The following is a 20,017-nucleotide window of genomic DNA, read 5'->3' as shown; positions in this document are numbered from 1 at the left end:
ATGGCTGACAGGGCCTCCACCGATTTCAGGAGGCATGGCGTGACATGTTCAAGGCAAGCTAGCACAGTTAACACTACCGATGACCATTTCTTAAATGGTTGCAATGCCTGCCGCCAATTCGTGGGATGTCCATGGTCACCAACAATGCATCAGCTACAGTTTCCGCTCGGTCTCTTGCCGAAATTCTGGAGTTAGCGCGCACTCAGCGCCTTCCTTTCAACGAGCTGTTCCAGTTCGCAGAAGCCCGAAGTGGTGCGGAACAAAAGATCGAGGCGGTAGAGGCCTATAAGGTCTGGATCGCATTCAACGAAACCCATCCCTACCTGCATCTCGTCTATTTCAATTATTCCGTTACCTTGCGGCAGTTGGGCGACGTGGCGGGATCGATTAATGCCTTGCGCGCTTGCCTCAAGCTCGATTCGCGTTTTGGTCCGGCGCACATCAATCTCGGACGGGCGCTGGAAGATAGCGGCATCGCCACCCAGGCAATCCTGCAATGGCGGAGTTTCGTGGACATGACCGCGGACAGCACGCCGGACAAGCTCACGCATCGCCTGTTGGCACTTCAGCACATCGGCCGTGTCATGGAGAACGCCGGCCTGATGGAGGATGCGGAAGCCGTTTTGTGGCAAGCAATCGAACTTCGGCCTGATAAGACCGAGGCTGGACAACATTGGAGTGCGCTGCGCCAGCGCCAGTGCAAATGGCCGACTCTGGTGACATCGGACCATGTGTCCATGCGCCAACTGCTCGATGCGATGTCGCCCCTGACACTTGCCTGCTTTTCCGACGATCCGCTGTTCCAGCTCGCCAAGGCCTATCGCTACAACAAGTCTTTCGTCGGACGTCCGGATACCAGCGGCTTCCCGCGCAAGACGCCAAAGCAGAAGACGGGAACCGGCCAGCGCCTTCGTGTGGGTTATGTTTCCTCGGACCTGCGCGATCACGCGGTCGGCTTTGCGCTCCGGGAAGTGCTGGAACTGCATGACAAACGCAGCGTTGAAATCTACGCCTACTACTGCGGCGACCCTGTGACGGGTGACCCGACGCAGACGCGCATGAAGGCCGTCGTCGATTGCTGGCGCGATATCGCCGGGCTCGATGACGCCGAGGCGGCTCGGCAGATCGCCGACGACGACATCGACATTCTGGTGGATGTCAACGGCTATACCAAGCATGCGCGAACGAAGATCTTCGCCTACAGGCCGGCGCCCGTTATCGTCAACTTCTGCGGCTATCCAGGCACGATGGGCAGTCCGTTCCATCACTACATCATTGCGGACGAACACATTATCCCGCCCGAGAGCGAGATTTACTATTCGGAGAAAGTGCTCAGAATCGCCTGTAACCAGCCGATTGATCGCAAGAGGGCGATTGCCGAAAAGCCGTCACGCAGAGAGGCAGGGCTGCCGGAAGATGTTTTCGTCTTTGCCTGCTTCAACGGCATGCAGAAAATCACGCAGGAAAGCTTTGCGTACTGGATGAAGATCCTTGCCGCGACGCCCGACAGCGTGCTTTGGCTGCTCACGGGGGGCGACGATGTGGATAAGCGCCTGCGCCAGGTGGCCGAGAATGCCGGCGTTGCGCCGGAGCGCCTCATTTTCGCGCCCAAGGCACCGAATGCCAAACATCTCGCCCGGATCTCGCTCGCCGATCTGTTCCTCGACACATTTCCCTACGGGGCGCATTCGACCGCAGCCGATGCCCTGACCATGGGGTTGCCTGTCCTTACATTCCCCGGCAAGAGCTTTGCTGCGCGCTTCTGCCACAGCATCGTTGCCGCAGCCGGCGTGCCGGAGTTGATATGTTCGGACCCGCAATCCTACATCGACAAGGCCGTCGGCTTTGCAAAAATTCCCCGGAGCCTCGCGAAGGTCAGGGAGATCCTGCAGGCTAAACGGGAGACATCGGCGCTGCGCGACATTCCGGCGCTGGCCCGCCGTCTCGAAGAGCTTTTCTGGCAAATGCAGGCAGAGAGCGAACGTGGCAAGACCCCGGTGCCTGACTTGAACAATCTCGACATCTATTACGACATTGGTACGGAGCTTGTTCAGGAGAATACCGGCTTCTTAGACCATCAGGCCTACAGAAAAGCTTACCACGACAAGCTGGCCGCATGGCACGATTATGCACCATTGCCACACGACAGACGCCTGTGGCTGCAGGAAGATGCCGCGCAGCAATGACCGAGGCGTATAATCAAATTGCCTGAGTCAGTTCAAGGCTTTTCCGACCGGGCCAAAAGACCGGAAATGGAAACAAGCCTCACGTCCGCCACTTTAAGGTAGCGAACAGAGGCAGGATCGTTGCGGGTGCTTTATGTCTCGGCCCTTTGGCTGCGGAGACCGTCGACCGGTTTTGCTGCCTAGAGCGGTTGCGCGTTTCACGGAATCGCCTAACCGCTCTAGCTTATTGTTTTTGCGCAATTCCGGGCGGAAAACCGCTACGCACTTTTCCTGGAATTGCTCTAGGCCCGGATGTCGAGTACGCGGTCGCGATGGGCGGGGTGCGTGCTGTAGACGAAGATCTTGTTCATTTCCTTCTCCGTGAGCAGACGCAGGAAACGCACTTCCACCGTGTTGTTGGAGAAGACCTTCATCAGCACGCAACCAACCTTGGTGATGCGCGCGTCTGGGATATCCAGATAGAACTGCTTCGGCAGATTATACTGAGTGAGGATCGCCAGGATGGCGCCGCTCTGCGAGATGCGGGTGATGTCGCAGCGGCGCGACGCGAGGTTCATCACACCCTTTTCCGTGTATTCGAGCCGCGCGGCGTTCATCGTATCCTCCATTCGGAACCGCACTTCGCGGTCATACATGAAGGATTCTTCTTTATTGAGGAAATGTTGGCCTGAATTAGCCCTGCCGAAAGCAGCCATCTTAATAAACCCCTGACGTATATTACGAAGACAAGACTATCAGCGGGTCTTTAACAGAAAGTTTGAGTTCGCCAGCTCAAGTTGAATTTTGTTGCTCGTCTTTGCTTGAGCCGGCGTCGTCTCATAGGCGCAATCTGCTACTGCTTTCGATAGGTATGGCCGTCGGCATTGAAGAGATGCAGCTTCTGCCTGTCGGCGGCAAAGCGCATTTTCTGGCCGCGGTGGATATCGGTAATGCCGGGGATCTTGACGATGATCGGCTCGCCATCAACCAGACCTTCGATATAGAGCTGCGTCACTTCACCGAGCGCCTCGACGATGGCGACCTCGCCTTCGAAGAGATAATCTTCGTTGGTCGCGATGCGCAAATCTTCCGGACGAACGCCGAAGCTCGCCTGCTTACCCCTCTCGGAAGCCTCGGTCGGCAAGTCGAGCGTCACCGACTTGCCGCCCTTCAGCGTCACGGTCGTCGTCGTGCCGGTTTCGGTCACGGTCGCCGGGATGATGTTCATCGCCGGAGAGCCGATGAACTTGGCGACGAAGAGGTTGGCCGGGCGCTCATAGAGTTCGAGCGGCGCACCCACCTGTTCGACGCGGCCGGCGGATAGCACCACGATCCGGTCGGCAAGCGTCATCGCCTCCACCTGGTCGTGCGTGACGTAGATCATCGTCGTCTCGGGCATGGAGTCGCTGAGCTTGGCGATCTCGATGCGTGTGGCGACGCGCAGGGCGGCGTCCAGGTTCGACAGCGGCTCGTCGAACAGGAAGACCTTCGGGTTACGGCAGATGGCGCGACCGATCGCGACGCGCTGGCGCTGGCCGCCCGAAAGGGCCTTGGGCAGGCGCTCGAGATATTGGGTGAGTTGCAGGCTGGCGGCCGCCGCGCGGACGCGACGGTCGATCTCCTGCTTGTTTTCGCCGGCAATCCGCATGCCGAAGGCCATGTTGTCGTAGACAGTCATATGCGGATAGAGCGCATAGGATTGGAAGACCATGGCGATGCCGCGCCTGGAGGGCGGTACCTCGTTCACCTTCTGCCCGGCAATAAGCATGTCGCCCGAGGTGATGCTCTCGAGCCCGGCGATCATGCGCAACAATGTGGATTTGCCGCAGCCGGACGGCCCAACGAAGACGATGAACTCGCCTTCATTGATCTCCAGATCGATGCCATGCAGCACATGCACGCTGCCGTAGGATTTTCTTATATCCTTCAGAACAAGTCCCGTCATCTATTCTTCCTCCTCCCAAGGGCTCAGGCAAGACGCGCGAAATAAGCGCTCCAGGCCGGAATATCGATCTTGTTGCCGTAGTTGTTGGTGGTAAAGCCGTGCCCGGTCAACGCTTGCCAGTTCCCTTCAGGCAAGGCCGCCATCGCTTCGGCGGGACTCATGTTGAACGCGCAGAGAATGGTCTCGCCGTCATAGGTGCGGGTAAAGATGAGTATGTCGCCCTGCGGATCCGCAAAGGCAATCTCACCCTTGGCAAAGGCCGGATGCTGCTTGCGGAAGGCGAGGAAGCGGCGGTACTGCTCCAGCACCGAATTTTCGTCGCCCTGTTGAACGCTGACAGCGCGCAGGATGTGCTCGACGGCCACAGGCAGCCATGGCTTGACTGTGGAAAAGCCGCCCTGTGCCACCTGGCTGTCCCAGACCATCGGCGTTCGGCAGCCGTCGCGGCCCTTGAATTCCGGCCAGAACTGGATGCCGTAGGGATCCTGCAGATCCTGATAGGCAAGATCGGCTTCGGTGAGTGCCAGTTCCTCGCCCTGATAGATGCATACGGAACCGCGCAGGGTCAGCAGCAGCGCTGCATAGAGCTTCGCGAAGGCATCGCGATCGGCGACCAGATTGCCCCAACGGCTAACGTGGCGCACGACGTCATGGTTGGAGAATGCCCAGCAGGCCCAACCTTCGGGGGCAGCAGCGGCGAAATCCTTCATGACCTCTTCGACGCGATCGGGCGTCAGCGCATCCGGCGCCAGAAACTCGAAGGCGTAGCACATGTGCATCTTGTCGTTGCCGGACGTGTATTCGCCGACGATCTCGAGACCACGCTGGCTGTCACCGACTTCGCCGACAGCGGCAATCGCCGGATATTCGTCGAGGACGGCCCGGAAACGCTGCAGGAACTTCAGGTTTTCCGGGCGGTTCTTGTCGTAGAGATGCTCCTGGAAATTATAGGGATTGACCGCCGGCGCGGTCGAGGCGTTGCGACGCGCGGGCTCCAGCGCCGGGTTGTCGCGCAGTTCCCTGTCATGGAAATAGAAGTTGATGGTATCGAGCCGGAAACCGTCGACGCCACGATCGAGCCAGAAACGCACGACGTCCAGCAGCCTATCCTGCACTTCCGGATTGTGCAGGTTCATATCCGGCTGCGAGGTCAGGAAGTTGTGCATGTAATATTGCATGCGGGTCGGATCCCACGCCCAGGCAGAGCCGCCGAAGATCGACAGCCAGTTGTTGGGCGGTGTGCCGTCCGGCTTGGCATCGGCCCAGACATACCAGTCGGCCTTGGGATTGTCCTCGCTCGAGCGGCTTTCGACGAACCAGGGATGGCGATCCGAGCTGTGCGACAGCACGAGATCGATCATCACCTTGATGCCGAGGCGGTGGGCTTCCGTCATCATCGCATCGAAATCGGCGAGTGAGCCGAAAATCGGATCGACGTCTTCATAGTTGGAGACGTCATAGCCGAAATCGCGCATCGGCGAGGTGAAGAAGGGCGATATCCAGATTGCGTCGACACCCAGGGCCGCGACATGCGGCAGGCGGATGGCGATGCCCTTAAGGTCGCCGATGCCGTCGCCATTGGAGTCCTGGTAGGAGCGCGGATAGATCTGATAGATCACCGCGCCACGCCACCAGTCCTTGTCAACTGCCGAAATCGATTGAGGGGCAATGCTCATGCTGAATAGGTCCCGTTAGAATGGAATAGTCTTGGATCAGCCCCCCTTCACCGACCCGGCGAGCAGACCGCGCACGAGATAGCGCTGCAGACCGAAGAAGACGAAGAGCGGGATAAGGATGGTGACGAAGGCGGATGCCGTCAGGATCTCCCAGTTGCCGCCGCGCGAGCCCAGCAGCGCATTCAGGGCCGCCGTCAGGACCAGATGATCCTTGTCCGTGCCGAGGAACACCATGGCGATCAGCAGATCGTTCCATACCCAGAGGAACTGGAAGATCGCGAAGGAGGCGAGCGCCGGAAAGGACAGGGGCAGGATGATCTTGACAAAGATGTCGAAATCGCTGGCGCCGTCGACGCGGGCGGATTCGATGATCTCCTTAGGCAGGCCGGCAATGTAGTTGCGCAGCAGATAGATGGCCAGCGGCAGACCGAAAGCCGTATGCGCCAGCCATATGCCCGGATAGGTCTTGGACGGCACGCCGAAGATCTGGCCGATCTCGTTATAGATGCGCAGAAGCGGGATCAGCGACATCTGCAGCGGCACGACGATCAGGCCGACGACGAGCGCGATCAACAAGGCGCGCCCAGGGAACTCCATCCAGGCCAGCGCATAGGCTGCAAAGGCGGCGATCAGGATCGGGATCACCGTTGCCGGGATCGTCACCGTCAGCGAATTGATGAAGGACTGGCCGATGCCCTCGCCGCCCAGCACGCTGCGATAATTATCGAACGTGAATTGCGGCGGCGTGGCGATGGTCAGATAGATGCGCTTGCTGCGGGCATCGGCACCGAAAGGCCCGTTCTTCTGGTAGCGATAGCTGCCGTCCGCATTGACGGTGAGCGTCTCGCCATTGCCGAGATCGGCGGACGAACCGACCTTGTAGGTGGACGGTTCCTGCACGCGCAGGCCGAAGGACTCGATCCTGCCGTTACCGCTGTTGCCTTCTCCGGCAACCGTACCGGCGATGACATAGTTGGCGCCATCCTGCTTTGCCTTGTCCGGCCCATCGAGGCGCACGGCGGCGGTCTGCGAGGAGCCGGAAAAAGCCGTCCACCAGCCGGAGACGACGATCTGATCCTTGTCGCGCAGCGCGGTGACGAAGATGCCGAGCGTCGGCAGCAGCCAGAGGAGGACGATAAGCAACACCGCGGCATGAACGAAGATGCGGGCGGGACCGATGCGACCGAGATTTCCAAGCATGTCAGCGCCCCTTCGTTTCTGCGTTTGCACGACGAATGTTCCAGATCATGATCGGCGTCACCGCCGCCATGATAACGAGGGCGATGACCGCGCTTCGGCCGGAATCGCCGCCGCCGCGGAACATCCAGTTGAACATCAGGTTCGCGAGCACCATCGTGTTCCACTGACCGTTGGTCATGGTGAGCACGATGTCGAAAACCTTGAGCACGAGAATGGTGATGGTGGTCCAGACCGTGGCGATCGTGCCCCAGACCTGCGGCACCATGATCTTCCAGAAGATCTGCCAGCCGTTGGCGCCGTCGATGACGGCAGCTTCGATGGTTTCCTCAGGAATGCCGCGCAGCGCCGCCGACAGGATCACCATGGCAAAGCCTGTCTGGATCCAGATCAGCATGACCATCAGAAAGAAATTGTTCCAGAAGGGAATGGTGATCCAGACTTCCGGCGTGCCGCCGAACAACTGGACGACAGAGTTCAAAAGGCCGATCTGAGCGTCGGTGCCGCCGCGATATTCGTAGATAAATTTCCAGATGACCGAGGCGCCGACGAAGGAGATCGCCATCGGCATGAAGATGACGGCCTTGGCGATGTTGCCCCACCAGATACGGTCGGTCATGACGGCGATCACGAGGCCGAAGAAGGTGCAGGCGGCCGGCACGACAGCAAGCCAGAGGATATTATTGAAGATCGACTGGCGGAATTCAGTGTCGTTGAGGGCCCAGAGATAATTGGCGCCGCCGACGAACTGATTGCCGTCAGGCCCGTAGAAGGACAGGATGAGGGTCGCGACCACCGGATAGACGAGGTAGACGGCCAGCAGGAAGAGCGCCGGACCCAAGAAGAGCCAGGGCCGAATCAGGCCGCGGCGGGTCAGGTTGACGGCGGCAGTATGGACCTCGGTCCCCTCCTTTGCCGGAAAAATTATGTCCAGAAGCTTGTTGGAGAACCAGAAATAAGCGGCGCAAAAGGCAACGCCGAATATCATGGCCCCAATCGCCGACAGTATCTGCGAAAACATCCTTCCCTCCCGAATTTACCTGCTTGAGGCCACCCGCCCGACATCAACCGCGCCTCGCGGGCGCGCCGTAACATGGTGCATGGCGTCGCCGGTATCTGCCGGCGACGCTTGGCTTGCGATGTCTTACTTGATGGCGTCCCAGGACTTCTGGATCTCGTCGGCAACGTCCTTGGCGGACTTGCCGCCGACGAAGTCGACCATACCGGTCCAGAACGAGCCCGCGCCGATCTTGCCCGGCATCAGGTCAGATCCGTCAAAGCGGAAGGTCGTCGCAGTGGTCAGGATTTCGCCTTCCTTGCGGAGGGTATCGTTGGCATAGGCCGCCGTGTTGACACCCTTGTACGGCGTCAGGAAGCCGGACTGCGCCATCCAGACTTCCTGAGCGATCGGCGTCTGCAGGAACTGGATGAAGGCACGGGCAGCCTTCGAGTCCTTGGTGATGGCAGCAAGCGTGCCAGCACCCTCGACCGGCTTGCCGAGTTCAGGATGCGCGGCATAGGGCGGGAAATAGAAGAAGTCCGCATCCTGGCCAAGCTTGGTGCCCTCCGGGAAGAAGGACGGGATGAAGGAGGCCTGCTTGTGCAGATAGCACTTCGGCGGAACCGTGAAGAGACCCTTCGGGCTATCACGGAAATCGGTCGAAGCAACCGCTGCGACGCCGCCGGCGACATATTTCGCGTTCTTGGCGAACTTGCCGAATTCCTCGATGACGGAGACGACCTTCGGATCGTTGAACTTCAGCGTGTTGTCGACCCAATGATCGTAATCCTGCGGCGCGTTCAAGCGCAGCATCAGATCCTCGACCCAGTCGGTTGCCGGCCAGCCGGTAGCGCCACCCGAACCGAGACCGATGCACCAGGGCGTGCCGCCGTCCTTGACGATCTGGTCGGAAAGCTTGAAAAGGTCCTCCATAGTGGTGGGAACCTTATAACCGGCCTCGTCGAAATTCTCAGGCACGTACCAGACAAGGGACTTCAGGTCGGCCTTGTAGGGGAATGCGTAGAAGGCGTCCTTGCCGTCCTTGCCCTTGTAGGTGCCGTAGCCGACCCAGCTGTCGCCGGCGCCGTAGTTCGTCTTCACCCAGCTTCCCAGCTCGTCACCGAGCGGCGTCAGATAGCCCTTGCTGGCCAGGTTGGCGAAAAGACCCGGCTGCGGCAGGATGGCGACGTTTGGCGGCGAACCGGCCTGCGTGTCGATGACGATCTGCTGCTCGTAGTTTTCCGAGGACGAATACTTGGCGTTTACGCCTGTCGCTTCGGTGAAATAATTCAGGACGCTGGTGAAGAGTGCCTCGTCCTCACCCCGCCAGGGGCCGAAGATCGTCAGCGTCTCGCCCTTCAGATCGGCGTGAGCGGCCTTGAATTCGTCATAGCTCTTCCAATTGAACTTGGAGTCCTGGCCGGGCTGGAACTTCAGATCGGCCGCCATCGCTGTACCCGCCACCAGAGCGGCGACAGCGACAGTCATCAAAAACAACTTCTTCATGTGGTTGTCCTCCCAAACATAAAATCCACGAGCCGAAACACATTGTCGCGCTGCGCGCTCCATTCCTCAAAGCGCTTTGGCTGCTTCTCTCATCCATTGAGGACGGGACAAAGTCAAGTGATTTTCGGATTTTGGCTAATATACATAGCATTTCTCGCGCTGCAGCATAAAATAAGCCCCAATATTTTGCTAATTGTCTTGTTTCAGGCGCGTCGCCTGCTACATATTTGAAAGCGCTTTGGAAGCCGTGGACGTCGCGGGAGGTTACGTTGGCATCTTAGCGGGCGAGGAGTTGGGAGCCGAATTACGTGAATCTGAAACAGCTATCGCAAATGCTGGGGCTGTCGCAGACGACAGTCAGCCGCGCCTTGAACGGATATCCGGAAGTCAATCGCGAGACCCGCGAGCGAGTGCTCAAAGCGGTTCGGGAAACCGGCTACCGGCCCAACAAGGCGGCGCAAAGGCTCGCGACGGGCAAGGCCGGCTCGATCGGGCTGGTCATGCCGACATCGCCAGGCAATTCTTCCGACGTACATTTCAGCGAGTTCCTGACCGGGCTTGGCGAGGAGGCCCTGCGGCACGATTTCCATTTCGTGCTCACGCCCGCGGATCCGAATGACGAAGTCGGTGCCTTGAAGCGGCTGGCGGCCAGCGGCAATGTCGATGCCCTGTTCGTCAACTATATGCGCGGCCACGATCCCCGCCTGGAAATGCTGAAGACGCTCTCCATGCCCTTCCTCGTGCATGGGCGGTCCATCGGCTCGGAACCGGATTATCCCTACCTCGACATCGACAATGAAGCCGCGTTCTATGACGCCACGAAGCTGCTGCTGCAGCTCGGGCACAGGCGCTTTGCGCTGTTGAACGGCCCCATCTATCTCGATTTCGCCATTCGGCGGAAAAACGGCGTCGAGGCGGCGCTCGCCGAGTGGGGTCTGGCTTTGGACGAAGCCCGCGTCAGTCACACTGCCATGACCGATGAGCAGGGCCTGTTCGAGATGGAGCGCATCCTGCAGCTCGAACAGCGCCCCACGGCAGTTCTCTGTTCCAGTACCGTGCTGGCGCTCGGCGCGGTTCGCGCCATCAACCAGGCGAAGCTAAAGCTGGGCGAGGATATATCGCTGATCGCCCATGACGACGTGCTGACCTTGCTCAAGCCGGAAAGCTTCACCGTACCGCTGACGACGACGCGCTCGTCGCTGCGCGCCGCCGGCATACGCATTGCCGAACGCCTGATCGGTGAGATCAAGCATAGCGAGACGTTTCCGGCGCAGGAACTCTGGAAGACGGAGCTGATCGTTCGTGCTTCGACCGGCGTCGCGCCGGCCGACTGACGCAGGCTCAAAACTTCGGCGGCTGCTTTCCGGCGGCCCGATGGGCGGCGATGACGGTATTGGCCATCAGCATGGCGATCGTCATCGGCCCGACACCACCCGGAACCGGGGTGATGGCGCCGGCGACATCGGAGGCTTCCGCATAGGCAACATCGCCGACCAGCCGCGTCTTGCCCTCGCCGCGCTCCGGTGCGGCAATGCGGTTGATGCCGACATCGATGACCGTTGCGCCCGGCTTGATCCAATCGGCCTTGACCATCTCAGGCCGACCGACCGCGGCCACCAGGATATCAGCGCCGCGAGCCACAGATGCCAGATCCTTGGTGCGCGAATGCGCCGTCGTAACCGTTGCATTGGCATTGAGCAGCAATTGCGCCATCGGCTTGCCGAACAGGTTGGAGCGGCCGATGACGACGGCATTCAGCCCCGACAGGTCCTCGCCATGAATGCGCCGCACCAACAGCATGGCGCCGGCCGGCGTGCAGGAGATCAGTCCGGTTGAGAGATCGCCGGTCGCAAGCTTGCCGGCATTGACCACATGCAACCCATCGACATCCTTCTCCGGCCGGATCGACTGGATGATCGCATCGGCATCCAGATGCTTCGGCAGCGGCAGCTGCACCAGAATGCCGTGAATGGACGGATCCTCGTTCAGGGAGGCCACCAGCCTTGCCAGCTCTTCCTGCGTCGTTTCCGCCGGCAGCGTGTGCTGGATGGAGTTGAAGCCGCATTCCTTGGCCATCTTGCTCTTGGAGTTCACATAGGCGTGGCTGGCCGGATCGTCGCCGACGATGACGACTGCAAGTCCGGTCTTCACACCGGTCTCCGTCTCAAGCCCGCCGGCGGCAACCTTCACCGCCTCGATCACCGAAGCCGCCGCAATCTTTCCGTCGATCACTGTCGTCACGCTCGTCTCCCGATATGAATTCGGCAGCAATCTACAAGCCGTCAGCCTGATGGAATTGCCTGCAAACGCCCTATGGTGTCTGAAAGTGGTAATTGCAAGGAGAAAACGGCGGGCCGATCAACCGCGGCCGACATGCCTGTGCGCGGCATAGGTTTGAACCTTGGCACGCAGGAACGCCAGTTCCTGACGGACACGCGTCCATTCATCGGCGCCGGCCGGTTGGCTTCCAATTTCCGGCATAGGGGCCGCAACAGGTTCGTCGGGAGCATCATGCGTTGACGGAAACTCCAGCTCGATATCCTGCTGAAGAGCGGTGGTGGTATCGACGACCGTATCGTGCTCCGTCGGCGCGGCACCAGTAAGCCATTTACGCAGGAAAACCAGGCAAAGAGCCGGGCAGAGCCCTCCCAGGAAGCCGATCGCCTGATTCTCGACAAGACCGTCGTCCAGCGGCGCTGCGGCTGCGACGGCCTGCGACACCACGGTCAACGGCGCCCCGGCTTCTGGCGGAGCAATAACGGGATTTTGCTGATCGGCCTCGTAGCGGCTTTGCGCGGCGGCAACGGCATCCTGCAATTGCGCGAGACGGACGACGTCAATATCGACGCTCTTCTGGCTGAGAGCGGTCATACGCGCAGAAAGGGCCTGCTGGTCTTCAAGGGCGGTCTTCAAGGCTGCATCGCTGCTGACGACGAGCCGTTGCAGCTGGCTGCGGATGCTGGCCGTGAGATCATCGACGGTTGCCTGCTGCGCGAGCAGGCGGGGATGGCGGGGACCAAGCTGCGTCGAGAGCTGCGTAAGCTGCGCCTTCGCGGCGTTGTAACGGCTGCGCAGATCATCGAGGGCGGCCGATGCCAGATCGCCCGGCAATGCACCGCCGAGGACGGAAGCAGGTGTCGCGGATTTGACCGCCGAAACGCGCGCCTTGGCGCTACGCACCGCCAGACCGGCCGCTTTGATGTCGCCATCCAACTGCTGCCGCTGCTCCTGCAACGCCAGTGCCGCCGCGATCCTGTCTTCGCCATACTGCGCCTTGAAGCCGGCGAGTGCGGCCGAGGCACGCTCGAGCTCCTTGCGACTGTTATCGGCTGCCATATCGCCAACGGCTGGTGTTCCCGCCGCCTGCGCGACGGCGGCATCATGCGTCGTGGCCACAGCCAGCCGATTGGCGATCTCGGCGGACCTGACCGGATCGCCCGTGGTGACAGCCAAGCGCAGGAGGCCGGCCGCGCCATCGACGCTCACGGCGACGCCCTTGCGAAGAGCGGCTTGCGCGCGCGACGGCGCATCGGAGGCATTGCCGTTGCCGGACAGGAGTTCGACGGCAACGCCAAGAGCGCCCGCCCGGCTGCCGGTAAATTCCGGATCGCGATCCAGCTTCAGCCTGGCGACGACGTCGGAAAGGGCTGAAGGGGCGACCGCGCGCTTTGCCGCTACATCCAGCAATGCCTGGCGCGCGCGGCCCTCCTTCCCTTCAACATGCAGGACGGTCTGCGACATATAGAGCGGCGGTGGCGCGAGCATCGTCGGAATGGCCGCTCCCGCCAGCGAAGCTGCGATGACAAAACCGATGGAGCCAACACCAAAAGTCCGAGGACGCGGGGGGATTTGCTCGCGCGAGACTGGTGTGGCGATCTGAGCCGGCAGCCCGGTTCCGCCATCGAGCAGGTCGGGCACGAATTCCAGCAGATCGACGTCGGCCTCCGATGACGGATGACTGACCGGCTCGTCGATGTAGCGATGGCTCAGAATGCTCGTGATATGCTCGGTCAGGGACTGGGCCTGCTGCGCACCTTCCTCCACGAATGCCTTTCGACCCGAGACAGGATAGGGATCGCCGCGGAGCATTCTGCGCAGAATCGCGCGCAGCTCCACATCGCGTGGATCGTCAGAGTTGGCCGCACGCAGATGGGAGGCAACAGAGGGTATATTGTCTTCCCGATCGGAGGCGACACGCCGGTGCGGCCGGCGCGAAACCTCTAAGGCTTCCGCATCGTCAGGGTAAAATCCGAGCCTTGCTTTGCTTTCCGACATGGTAGGTCATCTCGCGCGCATGGTCGGGGACCGATGCGAATGGTTAACCCACTCTAAATTTTCATGCCAAAGAAAAGGTTAACGCCACGTCAGCGCGTGATCAACTCGCGAGTTTATCTCGCGATACGAGCAGCGGCTGCGGCGCTTCCTGTGGTTCTGCGCGAAGGATACGCTCCTTGCGGCCGAACTGGTGCCGAATCACCTGGTAGAAGAACAGCGGCACGCCGAGGACATAGCGCCGCCACAGCCTGTTCGGTTCCAACAGCAGGCGGAACATCCATTCGCTGCGCAATGCGCGTACCAGCCCCGGAGCGCGCGGCACCGTTCCGGAAAAGAAATCGAACAGCGCGCCAACGGTCAGCACCAACCGCGCATGCTGCGGACCGACATTTTCGGCAACCCATTTTTCCTGCAGCGGCGTTCCCATGCCGACGATCAGCACATCGATCTTCTGTCGGCTGATTTCCCTGGTTACCGCGTCGCTTCTCGCCGGATCGAAGAAGCCGTCCGAGATGACGATGAATTCATGCCAAGGCGCGTGTCGCCGCATTCTCTCCGCGGCCTTCTCGACGATCGCGCGACGGCCACCCACGAGACCGATGCGCTTCGGCCGCTCCATGAAGGTCAGCAGCGCCGGTACGAAATCGGTGCCGTTCAAATTGGCGGGAAAGGGCTCTCCGTGGGCAACCCGGGAGGCGATATCGAGACCCACGCCATCAGGCAAAACGAGATTGCGCTCCAGAACCTCGCGATAGCTCTCGTCGCGCAGCATCACCAGCATGTTGTGGGCATTGACGAAGGAAATCGCGGTATGTCCGACCGGCAGGGATGCGAGCTCATCGATGAAGGTCAGCGCGTCTTCCCAATCAAGATCGCAGACCGGCAGATCGAAGATCATGCGGCGTGACGCGAGTACGGCAAAATCAGCGACCGGATTCAATCCAACAACCTCCTGCCGGCAGCGCTCAACCATATCCGGCGCCGGCGATACAAGGCACGCCTCCCCGGCCGTTCGTCGGCGCGGCAACTAGAGAGGCATGCACAGGAGGTGCTTATAGCAAGGCAATTCCAACCTTCCGTTAGAATAAATCCTTTAAATTGCTTGAAATTGTCAGGGGTTTGTTAACTTTGTCGTCGGGCGGCAAATCGTTGTTTGCCGCCGCTCGGATGGGGCGGCGCTATCGCCTTGGCAAGCCGATATCTAGTGAGCAGTCGCGCTGTCGGTCGTGGCATCCTTCACGATCTTCACCGGCTTGACCGTTTTCCTGCCGATGCTTTCGCCGCCATGAGTTTCCTCCTTGGAGAGGTAGTCGAGCTGTTCGATCAGCACGTCGGCAACATAGTCGCCGCCGAGCCGTTCGTTCATCCGCTTCTTCAGATCGCTGCGAAAGGCAGCGACATCGAAGCTCTCGACGTGGGCGATATCGATCGCCTTGTTGCCGATCAGCAGCGAAAAGAGCTCGTCGGTCGTCAGTTCCGGCAAGGGTATCTGCAGTGCGTTTACCTTGCCCTTCTCCATCATGAAGGAGATACGGGTCAGGAAATAGCCGGTCACCTGGCCGTTGGCGATGACGGGAACATTGATCGATTCGCCCTTGACCAGTTCCTGCTGTGCCTTCTTGGCATCGTCAGGACTGGTCGCGGGCGCCGTCGCCGTCTGCACCGAAAAATAGACCGAGGCCAATGTTACGGCGCAGACCCACAGGCCGGTGAGAACGAGCTTGATCATCCAGCCTCACGGACGCGGAATTGCTCTTGCGAATAGGTGCCGTCCGCATCGGCGTTCTGCACCGCGTTCCGCAGAATGTCGGCGACCGCGCGCACGGCCTCGAGATGAGCCTCGACGCGACGCGCGTTCACAACCAGTTTCTTCTTCAGGCCATGAAGTTGCTCGATATGAGCGACGGCGAGTTCCGCCGGATCGGTATCCCGAAACAGCATCGACAATTCGTAGAGGCAGCGGCTCTTGTGAGCGTTCGACACCTTCAGATCGAACTCCGGGTCGGTGCCGATCCGATTGTTCTCGTTATCGATAATCATCTCCAGGCGGCCAAGGACCGATTTGATCCGATAGTCTTGCGACATCACTTCCATGGTATTACCTCGCTTATGCTTTCTGGGACGTCAGCGTGTTCTGATTGGTGATGCTGGTATCGCTATCGCTACTGTCGTCAGCGGCGGCCAGCGTCTTGCGCTGAAAATCCGTGACGGCGCTCAAGGCCATCTTCTTGTCGTTCTCATTGGTCGCGGAATTGATGGCGCCGGTATTGCGCATCTTGGTGACCTGTTCCTGATACATCTTTTCGGCGATGCCGACGCCGCCATTCTTGGCGATCGTGTTGCCGAGCTGCTCGGCCATCATGCCTTTCCAGATCTCGCCAGCCGAACCCTTGCCGTAGAGCGTCTCGCTGCTCGGCAGCATGTTCTTCACGAAATTCTGCAGCATCATGGCTTCGAACTTGCGATAGACCTGCGGTACCTTCGTCGGGCCAGTGTGGGTATTGGCGTTGCTGAGGCCGGCCTGGGTTGCAGCGCTATTAAGGGCATCGAATGTCGCGCCGAAGCCATTGCCGTTTTCGGCGAGGCTGGTGGCGGCGAAAGCGGCCTTGTTGGCGGCGAGCTTGGCCTGGGCGGCCTCGACATCGGTCGGATTGGCGGCCTTGACGACATCCAGAACCAAATCACTCGGAGGCGAAATAGCCACGTCACGTCTCCTTCTGCTATCGCATGCCCCGGAAACACACGATGCATCGATCGCGTGGAGGGCATGTCGAATCAAACGGTCAGAGCAGGCGGGCAACCCAACGATGCACATCCTGCTCCATGATCGCGGTGATTATGGTTTTTGAACCTTGCTGGAGGCTGGCGTTGCAGCGGCGAAGTGCTGATCGACGATGTCGTAGACCGCATTATCGTCAGCTTCACGCGTTTCGAGCTCCCGAGCGTCGTTCATATGCTCTTCCAGCCGGTCAGCCTTGGTGCGTTCCTGCTGGACCTTCATCTGAATCAGCTCCTGAATGCCTTCAAGCTGCTGATCCCTGATCGTCAGGCGGCCATAGCGGTCGGCATACTGTATGGAGAACGCCATATGAATGGGGTCGGCGGAGCTGATCGCATCCATCACCCTTTCCATCGATGCGGTGACATCGTCGCGCTGACGCGTCGTATCGGCAAGCTCGTTTTCGGCTATCCGTTCCAGATGCCGCTGCACCGCGACGAGGCGCTTCAGTTTTTCAGAACGACTTCTTTCCGCCATGGCCTACCTGCCCACCGTCTGTGCGTTCCCGAGCCCGTCCAAGGTGCGATGCGCAGCCTTTCCGCTCATCCGCTAATGCCCGTTGAAGACGGTGAGGAACGCATTGGAGAACTGGCTGATCATCGTCGCCATACTGAGATAGAGCATGAACAAACCGCCCATCAGAAGATAGGGCGTGGAAATGAAATAGATCGGTATCTGCGGCGCCAGCTTGTTGATGAAGCCGATCGAGATCTGGAACATCAGGCCGTAAAGCAGAAAAGGGCTCGCCAGCCGCAGCATGATGAAGAAAGTCGCTTCCAGCGCGTCCGTAATGGAGATCAGCGCGGTCCGAGGCTCGATATGCCCGCCGAAGGGAATGAGGGAATAGGAATCGACCAACGCCTGCAGAACGTAGTGATGAAAATCCAGGATGAAGAGAATCATCAGCCCGCAAAAGCTGATGAGGCTGGTCATCGAGGTCTCGCTTGAATCCTCGATCATATCAGCGCCGGCCGGAGCGTTGAAGCCGATCATCATTGATATGACCGTACCGGCGAACTGCAGGCCCAGCGTATAGATCCGGGCCATCATGCCGTACATCAGACCGATGATCGCTTCGGTGAAGATCAACGCTATATAGCTCGCGCCGCTCTTCGACACTTCGGGATAGATCGTATTCCAGAGCAGCGGCAGGATCGCCATCGACAAGGCCACCGAGATAAGCAGCCGAATCTGCGTCGGCACCCGGCCCGACGAAAACCCCGGAAGCACCATCATGCAGCCGCCGATGCGGCAGAAGGCGACGAACAGCGCCAGAATGGTACCCTGGGGGTCAGATATCATGAAATGGAACCTAGAATCTTGATCTCGATCCCCTTGGCCAATTCCACATGCGACAGAACCGGAAGTGTCGCGAACAAGCGTTCGATGATCATGCGCACATAGGAGCGCGTTTCCGGCGACGTGACAAGAACGAAGGGCATGCCTCGGTCCATATATTCACGGATAACTTTGCCTGCCTGCTCGCTGAACTCCTCGAGGCTGCGCGGATCGATGTCAAACTCGACGACCTCGCCCTTCTGATCGCGCTTAAGCGCCTGGTGGAAGACCAGGTCCCATTTGCTGCCGAGGCGCAGCACTCGCAATACGCCGTTGTCGGCCAGATCGCCGCAGAGCTGCTGCGCCATGCGCACGCGGACATGCTCGACGATCTGCTCCGTCTTGCGCACGTGCGGCGCAAGTTCGGCCACGGCTTCAAGGATGAGATGCAGGTTGCGGATCGAGACGCGCTCGGCAAGCAGCAGCTTCAGCACCGCCTGCAAGCCCGAATAGGACATATGCGACGAGCAGATCTCGTCGGCGAGCTTCTTGTACTCGGGATCGAGACGTTCGATCAATATCTTCACGTCCTTGTAGGACAGAAGTGCGGGCAGGTTGTTGCGAATGACCTCGCTCATATGGGTCAGCACGACGGAAACATTGTCGATCGGCTGGAAGCCTTCGCGCTTCAGATCCTCCGTGAAGGCTTCGAGAACGGACACGGCCGGCATGCCGAAGGCGGGTTCGCGGATGTCATCGCCCGGAACGGTGGGTTTGCGGCCCGCGCCGGTGACGACAAGCACTTCGCCGACGCGCAGCACGTTGGAGGCGATCGTCGTGCCGTGGATGCGGATCTGATACGACTTGTCGGCGATGGCCATGTCGTCGATCACCTTGATCTCCGGGACGACGAAGCCGTATTGCGTCGCGAACTTCTTGCGCATCTTGCCGACACGGAAGGCCAGTTCCTGATGGGCGCCGAGCAGGCGGGTGGAGACGATCTTGCCAAGCGCCAACTCGATCTCGGCGGTCTTCAGAACCGACTTGACCGAATCCTTCTCCATCTCCTTCGTCTGCATCACCTTCTGTTCCTCGGCGTCGCGGCGAAGCTTGTTCTCGGCTTCGACCTGGCGCGGAATGAACCAGGCGCCGGCCGCCATCAGGCCGCCAAGGAACACGAAGGGCACGAATGGCATGCCGGGCATGATGGCCAGAATACCCATCAGGACCGCCGAGACGGCGAGCGCGCGCGGATAGCCGCTCAACTGGTTGATGACGGCCTGATCGGTGGAGCCGGAGGTGCCGCCGCGCGAGACGAGGAGGCCGGCGGCCAGAGACACGATCAGCGCCGGCATCTGCGACACCAGACCATCGCCGACCGAAAGCTTGACGAAGACGTCCGCAGCCTGGCCGATCGGCATGCTGTGACGGAAATAGCCGATGATGATGCCGCCAAAGATATTGATGCAGGTGATCAAAAGGCCGGCAACCGCGTCACCGCGCACGAACTTGGAGGCACCGTCCATGGCGCCGAAAAAGGAGCTTTCCTCTTCCAGTTCCCGACGGCGTCGCTGCGCCTCCTTCTCATCGATCAGGCCCGCCGAAAGATCGGCGTCGATCGCCATCTGCTTGCCGGGGATGGCATCCAGGGTGAAGCGGGCGCCGACTTCGGCGATACGCGTCGCGCCCTTTGTGATGACGATGAAGTTGATGGTGATCAGGATCATGAAGACGATCAGACCGATGACGAAATCGCCCGACATCACCAGGCTGGCGAAGCCCGCAATGACGCCGCCCGCGGCGTCATGCCCCTCATAGCCATGCGAGAGGATGACACGCGTCGTCGCGATGTTCAGCGCCAGACGCGTCATCGTGGCGATCAGAAGGATCGTCGGGAAGGACGAAAACTCCAGCGGCTTCTTGATCCACAATGCCACCATCAGGATCAGCACCGAAAGCGCGATCGAAAAGGCGAGCCCGAGATCGATCAGGAACGGCGGGATCGGCAGGAACAGCACGCAAAGAATGACCATGATACCGAGGGCGAACCCGATATCACGAACGCTTGGATTGGCTTTGGGGAGTGCTAATGCGGGTGGTTGTGCCATCGACCGGTTCCGTCTCTTCATGAGAGGGGGCAAACGGCTGATCCGCCTGCCCTATTCGAACCGATCTTTAAGAGGCGAAGCTTGTGCG

Annotated in this window: 17 protein-coding genes; 2 read left to right on the top strand and 15 right to left on the bottom strand. The window is 60.0% G+C overall.

Going from position 1 to position 20,017, the window contains the following annotated elements; all coding sequences use genetic code 11:
* The first annotated feature begins 131 nt into the window (after positions 1-131).
* Entirely contained in the window at positions 132-2,186 is a 2,055-nt protein-coding gene (locus tag FHT29_RS11025) for a glycosyl transferase (protein ID WP_131512198.1), read from the top strand.
* A gap of 281 nt (positions 2,187-2,467) precedes the next feature.
* On the opposite strand, the gene FHT29_RS11020 is transcribed toward FHT29_RS11025, so the two are convergent.
* The 6 genes from FHT29_RS11020 to FHT29_RS10995 form a co-directional block, all read right to left on the bottom strand.
* Complete coding sequence (locus tag FHT29_RS11020; RefSeq protein ID WP_037199051.1) at positions 2,468-2,821, bottom strand: hypothetical protein; 354 nt, start codon at positions 2,819-2,821, stop codon at positions 2,468-2,470.
* 197 nt (positions 2,822-3,018) lie between these two features.
* Positions 3,019-4,110: a sn-glycerol-3-phosphate ABC transporter ATP-binding protein UgpC gene (gene ugpC, locus FHT29_RS11015; RefSeq protein WP_037199052.1), complete on the bottom strand. Its 1,092-nt coding sequence runs from the start codon at positions 4,108-4,110 to the stop codon at positions 3,019-3,021.
* Positions 4,111-4,133: 23 nt separating this feature from the next.
* Positions 4,134-5,786 carry an alpha-glucosidase gene (locus FHT29_RS11010; RefSeq protein ID WP_047560959.1) on the bottom strand — a complete coding sequence of 551 codons (1,653 nt, stop codon included), beginning with the start codon at positions 5,784-5,786 and terminating at the stop codon, positions 4,134-4,136.
* A gap of 36 nt (positions 5,787-5,822) precedes the next feature.
* Complete coding sequence (locus FHT29_RS11005; RefSeq protein WP_037199054.1) at positions 5,823-6,986, bottom strand: carbohydrate ABC transporter permease; 1,164 nt, start codon at positions 6,984-6,986, stop codon at positions 5,823-5,825.
* 1 nt (position 6,987) lies between these two features.
* Positions 6,988-8,004 (bottom strand): sugar ABC transporter permease, encoded by a 1,017-nt coding sequence (locus FHT29_RS11000; protein WP_037199056.1) that lies wholly within the window; start codon positions 8,002-8,004, stop codon positions 6,988-6,990.
* A 123-nt stretch (positions 8,005-8,127) separates the two neighbouring features.
* Positions 8,128-9,489 carry an ABC transporter substrate-binding protein gene (locus tag FHT29_RS10995; protein WP_047560956.1) on the bottom strand — a complete coding sequence of 454 codons (1,362 nt, stop codon included), beginning with the start codon at positions 9,487-9,489 and terminating at the stop codon, positions 8,128-8,130.
* Between the two features lie 308 nt (positions 9,490-9,797).
* On the opposite strand from FHT29_RS10995, the gene FHT29_RS10990 reads away from it, so the two are divergent.
* A complete protein-coding gene (locus FHT29_RS10990) occupies positions 9,798-10,823 on the top strand; it encodes a substrate-binding domain-containing protein (protein WP_037199059.1) in 1,026 nt (341 codons plus the stop codon).
* 7 nt (positions 10,824-10,830) lie between these two features.
* Here FHT29_RS10990 and folD read toward each other — a convergent pair whose 3' ends face one another.
* From folD to flhA, 9 genes are all read right to left on the bottom strand, one after another.
* On the bottom strand, positions 10,831-11,730 hold the full coding sequence (folD, locus tag FHT29_RS10985; RefSeq protein WP_168599666.1) for a bifunctional methylenetetrahydrofolate dehydrogenase/methenyltetrahydrofolate cyclohydrolase FolD: 900 nt from the start codon (positions 11,728-11,730) through the stop codon (positions 10,831-10,833).
* A gap of 117 nt (positions 11,731-11,847) precedes the next feature.
* Positions 11,848-13,764, bottom strand: a complete 1,917-nt coding sequence (locus tag FHT29_RS10980) for a succinoglycan biosynthesis transport protein (protein WP_047555954.1) — start codon at positions 13,762-13,764, stop codon at positions 11,848-11,850.
* A 100-nt stretch (positions 13,765-13,864) separates the two neighbouring features.
* Positions 13,865-14,704 carry a WecB/TagA/CpsF family glycosyltransferase gene (locus FHT29_RS10975; protein ID WP_037203344.1) on the bottom strand — a complete coding sequence of 280 codons (840 nt, stop codon included), beginning with the start codon at positions 14,702-14,704 and terminating at the stop codon, positions 13,865-13,867.
* A gap of 261 nt (positions 14,705-14,965) precedes the next feature.
* On the bottom strand, positions 14,966-15,493 hold the full coding sequence (locus FHT29_RS10970; protein ID WP_037203301.1) for a hypothetical protein: 528 nt from the start codon (positions 15,491-15,493) through the stop codon (positions 14,966-14,968).
* The gene (locus FHT29_RS10965; RefSeq protein ID WP_037203300.1) at positions 15,490-15,858 is read right to left on the bottom strand and encodes a hypothetical protein; all 369 of its coding nucleotides are present in this window, start codon (positions 15,856-15,858) and stop codon (positions 15,490-15,492) included. Before FHT29_RS10965 ends, FHT29_RS10970 begins: the two co-directional genes overlap by 4 nt.
* Before the next feature lie 13 nt (positions 15,859-15,871).
* Positions 15,872-16,468 (bottom strand): rod-binding protein, encoded by a 597-nt coding sequence (locus FHT29_RS10960; RefSeq protein ID WP_037203298.1) that lies wholly within the window; start codon positions 16,466-16,468, stop codon positions 15,872-15,874.
* 132 nt (positions 16,469-16,600) lie between these two features.
* Positions 16,601-17,020: a hypothetical protein gene (locus FHT29_RS10955; RefSeq protein WP_047555960.1), complete on the bottom strand. Its 420-nt coding sequence runs from the start codon at positions 17,018-17,020 to the stop codon at positions 16,601-16,603.
* A 72-nt stretch (positions 17,021-17,092) separates the two neighbouring features.
* On the bottom strand, positions 17,093-17,845 hold the full coding sequence (fliR, locus tag FHT29_RS10950) for a flagellar biosynthetic protein FliR (protein ID WP_037203295.1): 753 nt from the start codon (positions 17,843-17,845) through the stop codon (positions 17,093-17,095).
* The gene (flhA, locus tag FHT29_RS10945; RefSeq protein ID WP_037203293.1) at positions 17,842-19,929 is read right to left on the bottom strand and encodes a flagellar biosynthesis protein FlhA; all 2,088 of its coding nucleotides are present in this window, start codon (positions 19,927-19,929) and stop codon (positions 17,842-17,844) included. Before flhA ends, fliR begins: the two co-directional genes overlap by 4 nt.
* Positions 19,930-20,017 lie beyond the last annotated feature (88 nt).

This window comes from Rhizobium sp. SG741, from assembly GCF_012275435.1.
GTDB lineage: Bacteria > Pseudomonadota > Alphaproteobacteria > Rhizobiales > Rhizobiaceae > Rhizobium > Rhizobium lusitanum.
The sequence above is the reverse complement of the archived record's forward strand: the minus strand, read 5'-3'. Positions and strand labels throughout refer to the sequence as shown.

What these genes read in the sequence shown, in the direction of transcription:
- FHT29_RS10995 (WP_047560956.1), bottom strand. Translation starts at nt 9,489, where the DNA reads ATGAAGAAGTTGTTTTTGATGACTGTCGCTGTCGCCGCTCTGGTGGCG.
- FHT29_RS10980 (WP_047555954.1), bottom strand. Translation starts at nt 13,764, where the DNA reads ATGTCGGAAAGCAAAGCAAGGCTCGGATTTTACCCTGACGATGCGGAA.
- ugpC (WP_037199052.1), bottom strand. Translation starts at nt 4,110, where the DNA reads ATGACGGGACTTGTTCTGAAGGATATAAGAAAATCCTACGGCAGCGTG.
- FHT29_RS11010 (WP_047560959.1), bottom strand. Translation starts at nt 5,786, where the DNA reads ATGAGCATTGCCCCTCAATCGATTTCGGCAGTTGACAAGGACTGGTGG.
- FHT29_RS10970 (WP_037203301.1), bottom strand. Translation starts at nt 15,493, where the DNA reads ATGATCAAGCTCGTTCTCACCGGCCTGTGGGTCTGCGCCGTAACATTG.
- FHT29_RS10955 (WP_047555960.1), bottom strand. Translation starts at nt 17,020, where the DNA reads ATGGCGGAAAGAAGTCGTTCTGAAAAACTGAAGCGCCTCGTCGCGGTG.
- FHT29_RS11020 (WP_037199051.1), bottom strand. Translation starts at nt 2,821, where the DNA reads ATGTATGACCGCGAAGTGCGGTTCCGAATGGAGGATACGATGAACGCC.
- FHT29_RS11025 (WP_131512198.1), top strand. Translation starts at nt 132, where the DNA reads ATGGTCACCAACAATGCATCAGCTACAGTTTCCGCTCGGTCTCTTGCC.
- FHT29_RS10965 (WP_037203300.1), bottom strand. Translation starts at nt 15,858, where the DNA reads ATGGAAGTGATGTCGCAAGACTATCGGATCAAATCGGTCCTTGGCCGC.
- flhA (WP_037203293.1), bottom strand. Translation starts at nt 19,929, where the DNA reads ATGGCACAACCACCCGCATTAGCACTCCCCAAAGCCAATCCAAGCGTT.
- FHT29_RS11005 (WP_037199054.1), bottom strand. Translation starts at nt 6,986, where the DNA reads ATGCTTGGAAATCTCGGTCGCATCGGTCCCGCCCGCATCTTCGTTCAT.
- FHT29_RS11000 (WP_037199056.1), bottom strand. Translation starts at nt 8,004, where the DNA reads ATGTTTTCGCAGATACTGTCGGCGATTGGGGCCATGATATTCGGCGTT.
- fliR (WP_037203295.1), bottom strand. Translation starts at nt 17,845, where the DNA reads ATGATATCTGACCCCCAGGGTACCATTCTGGCGCTGTTCGTCGCCTTC.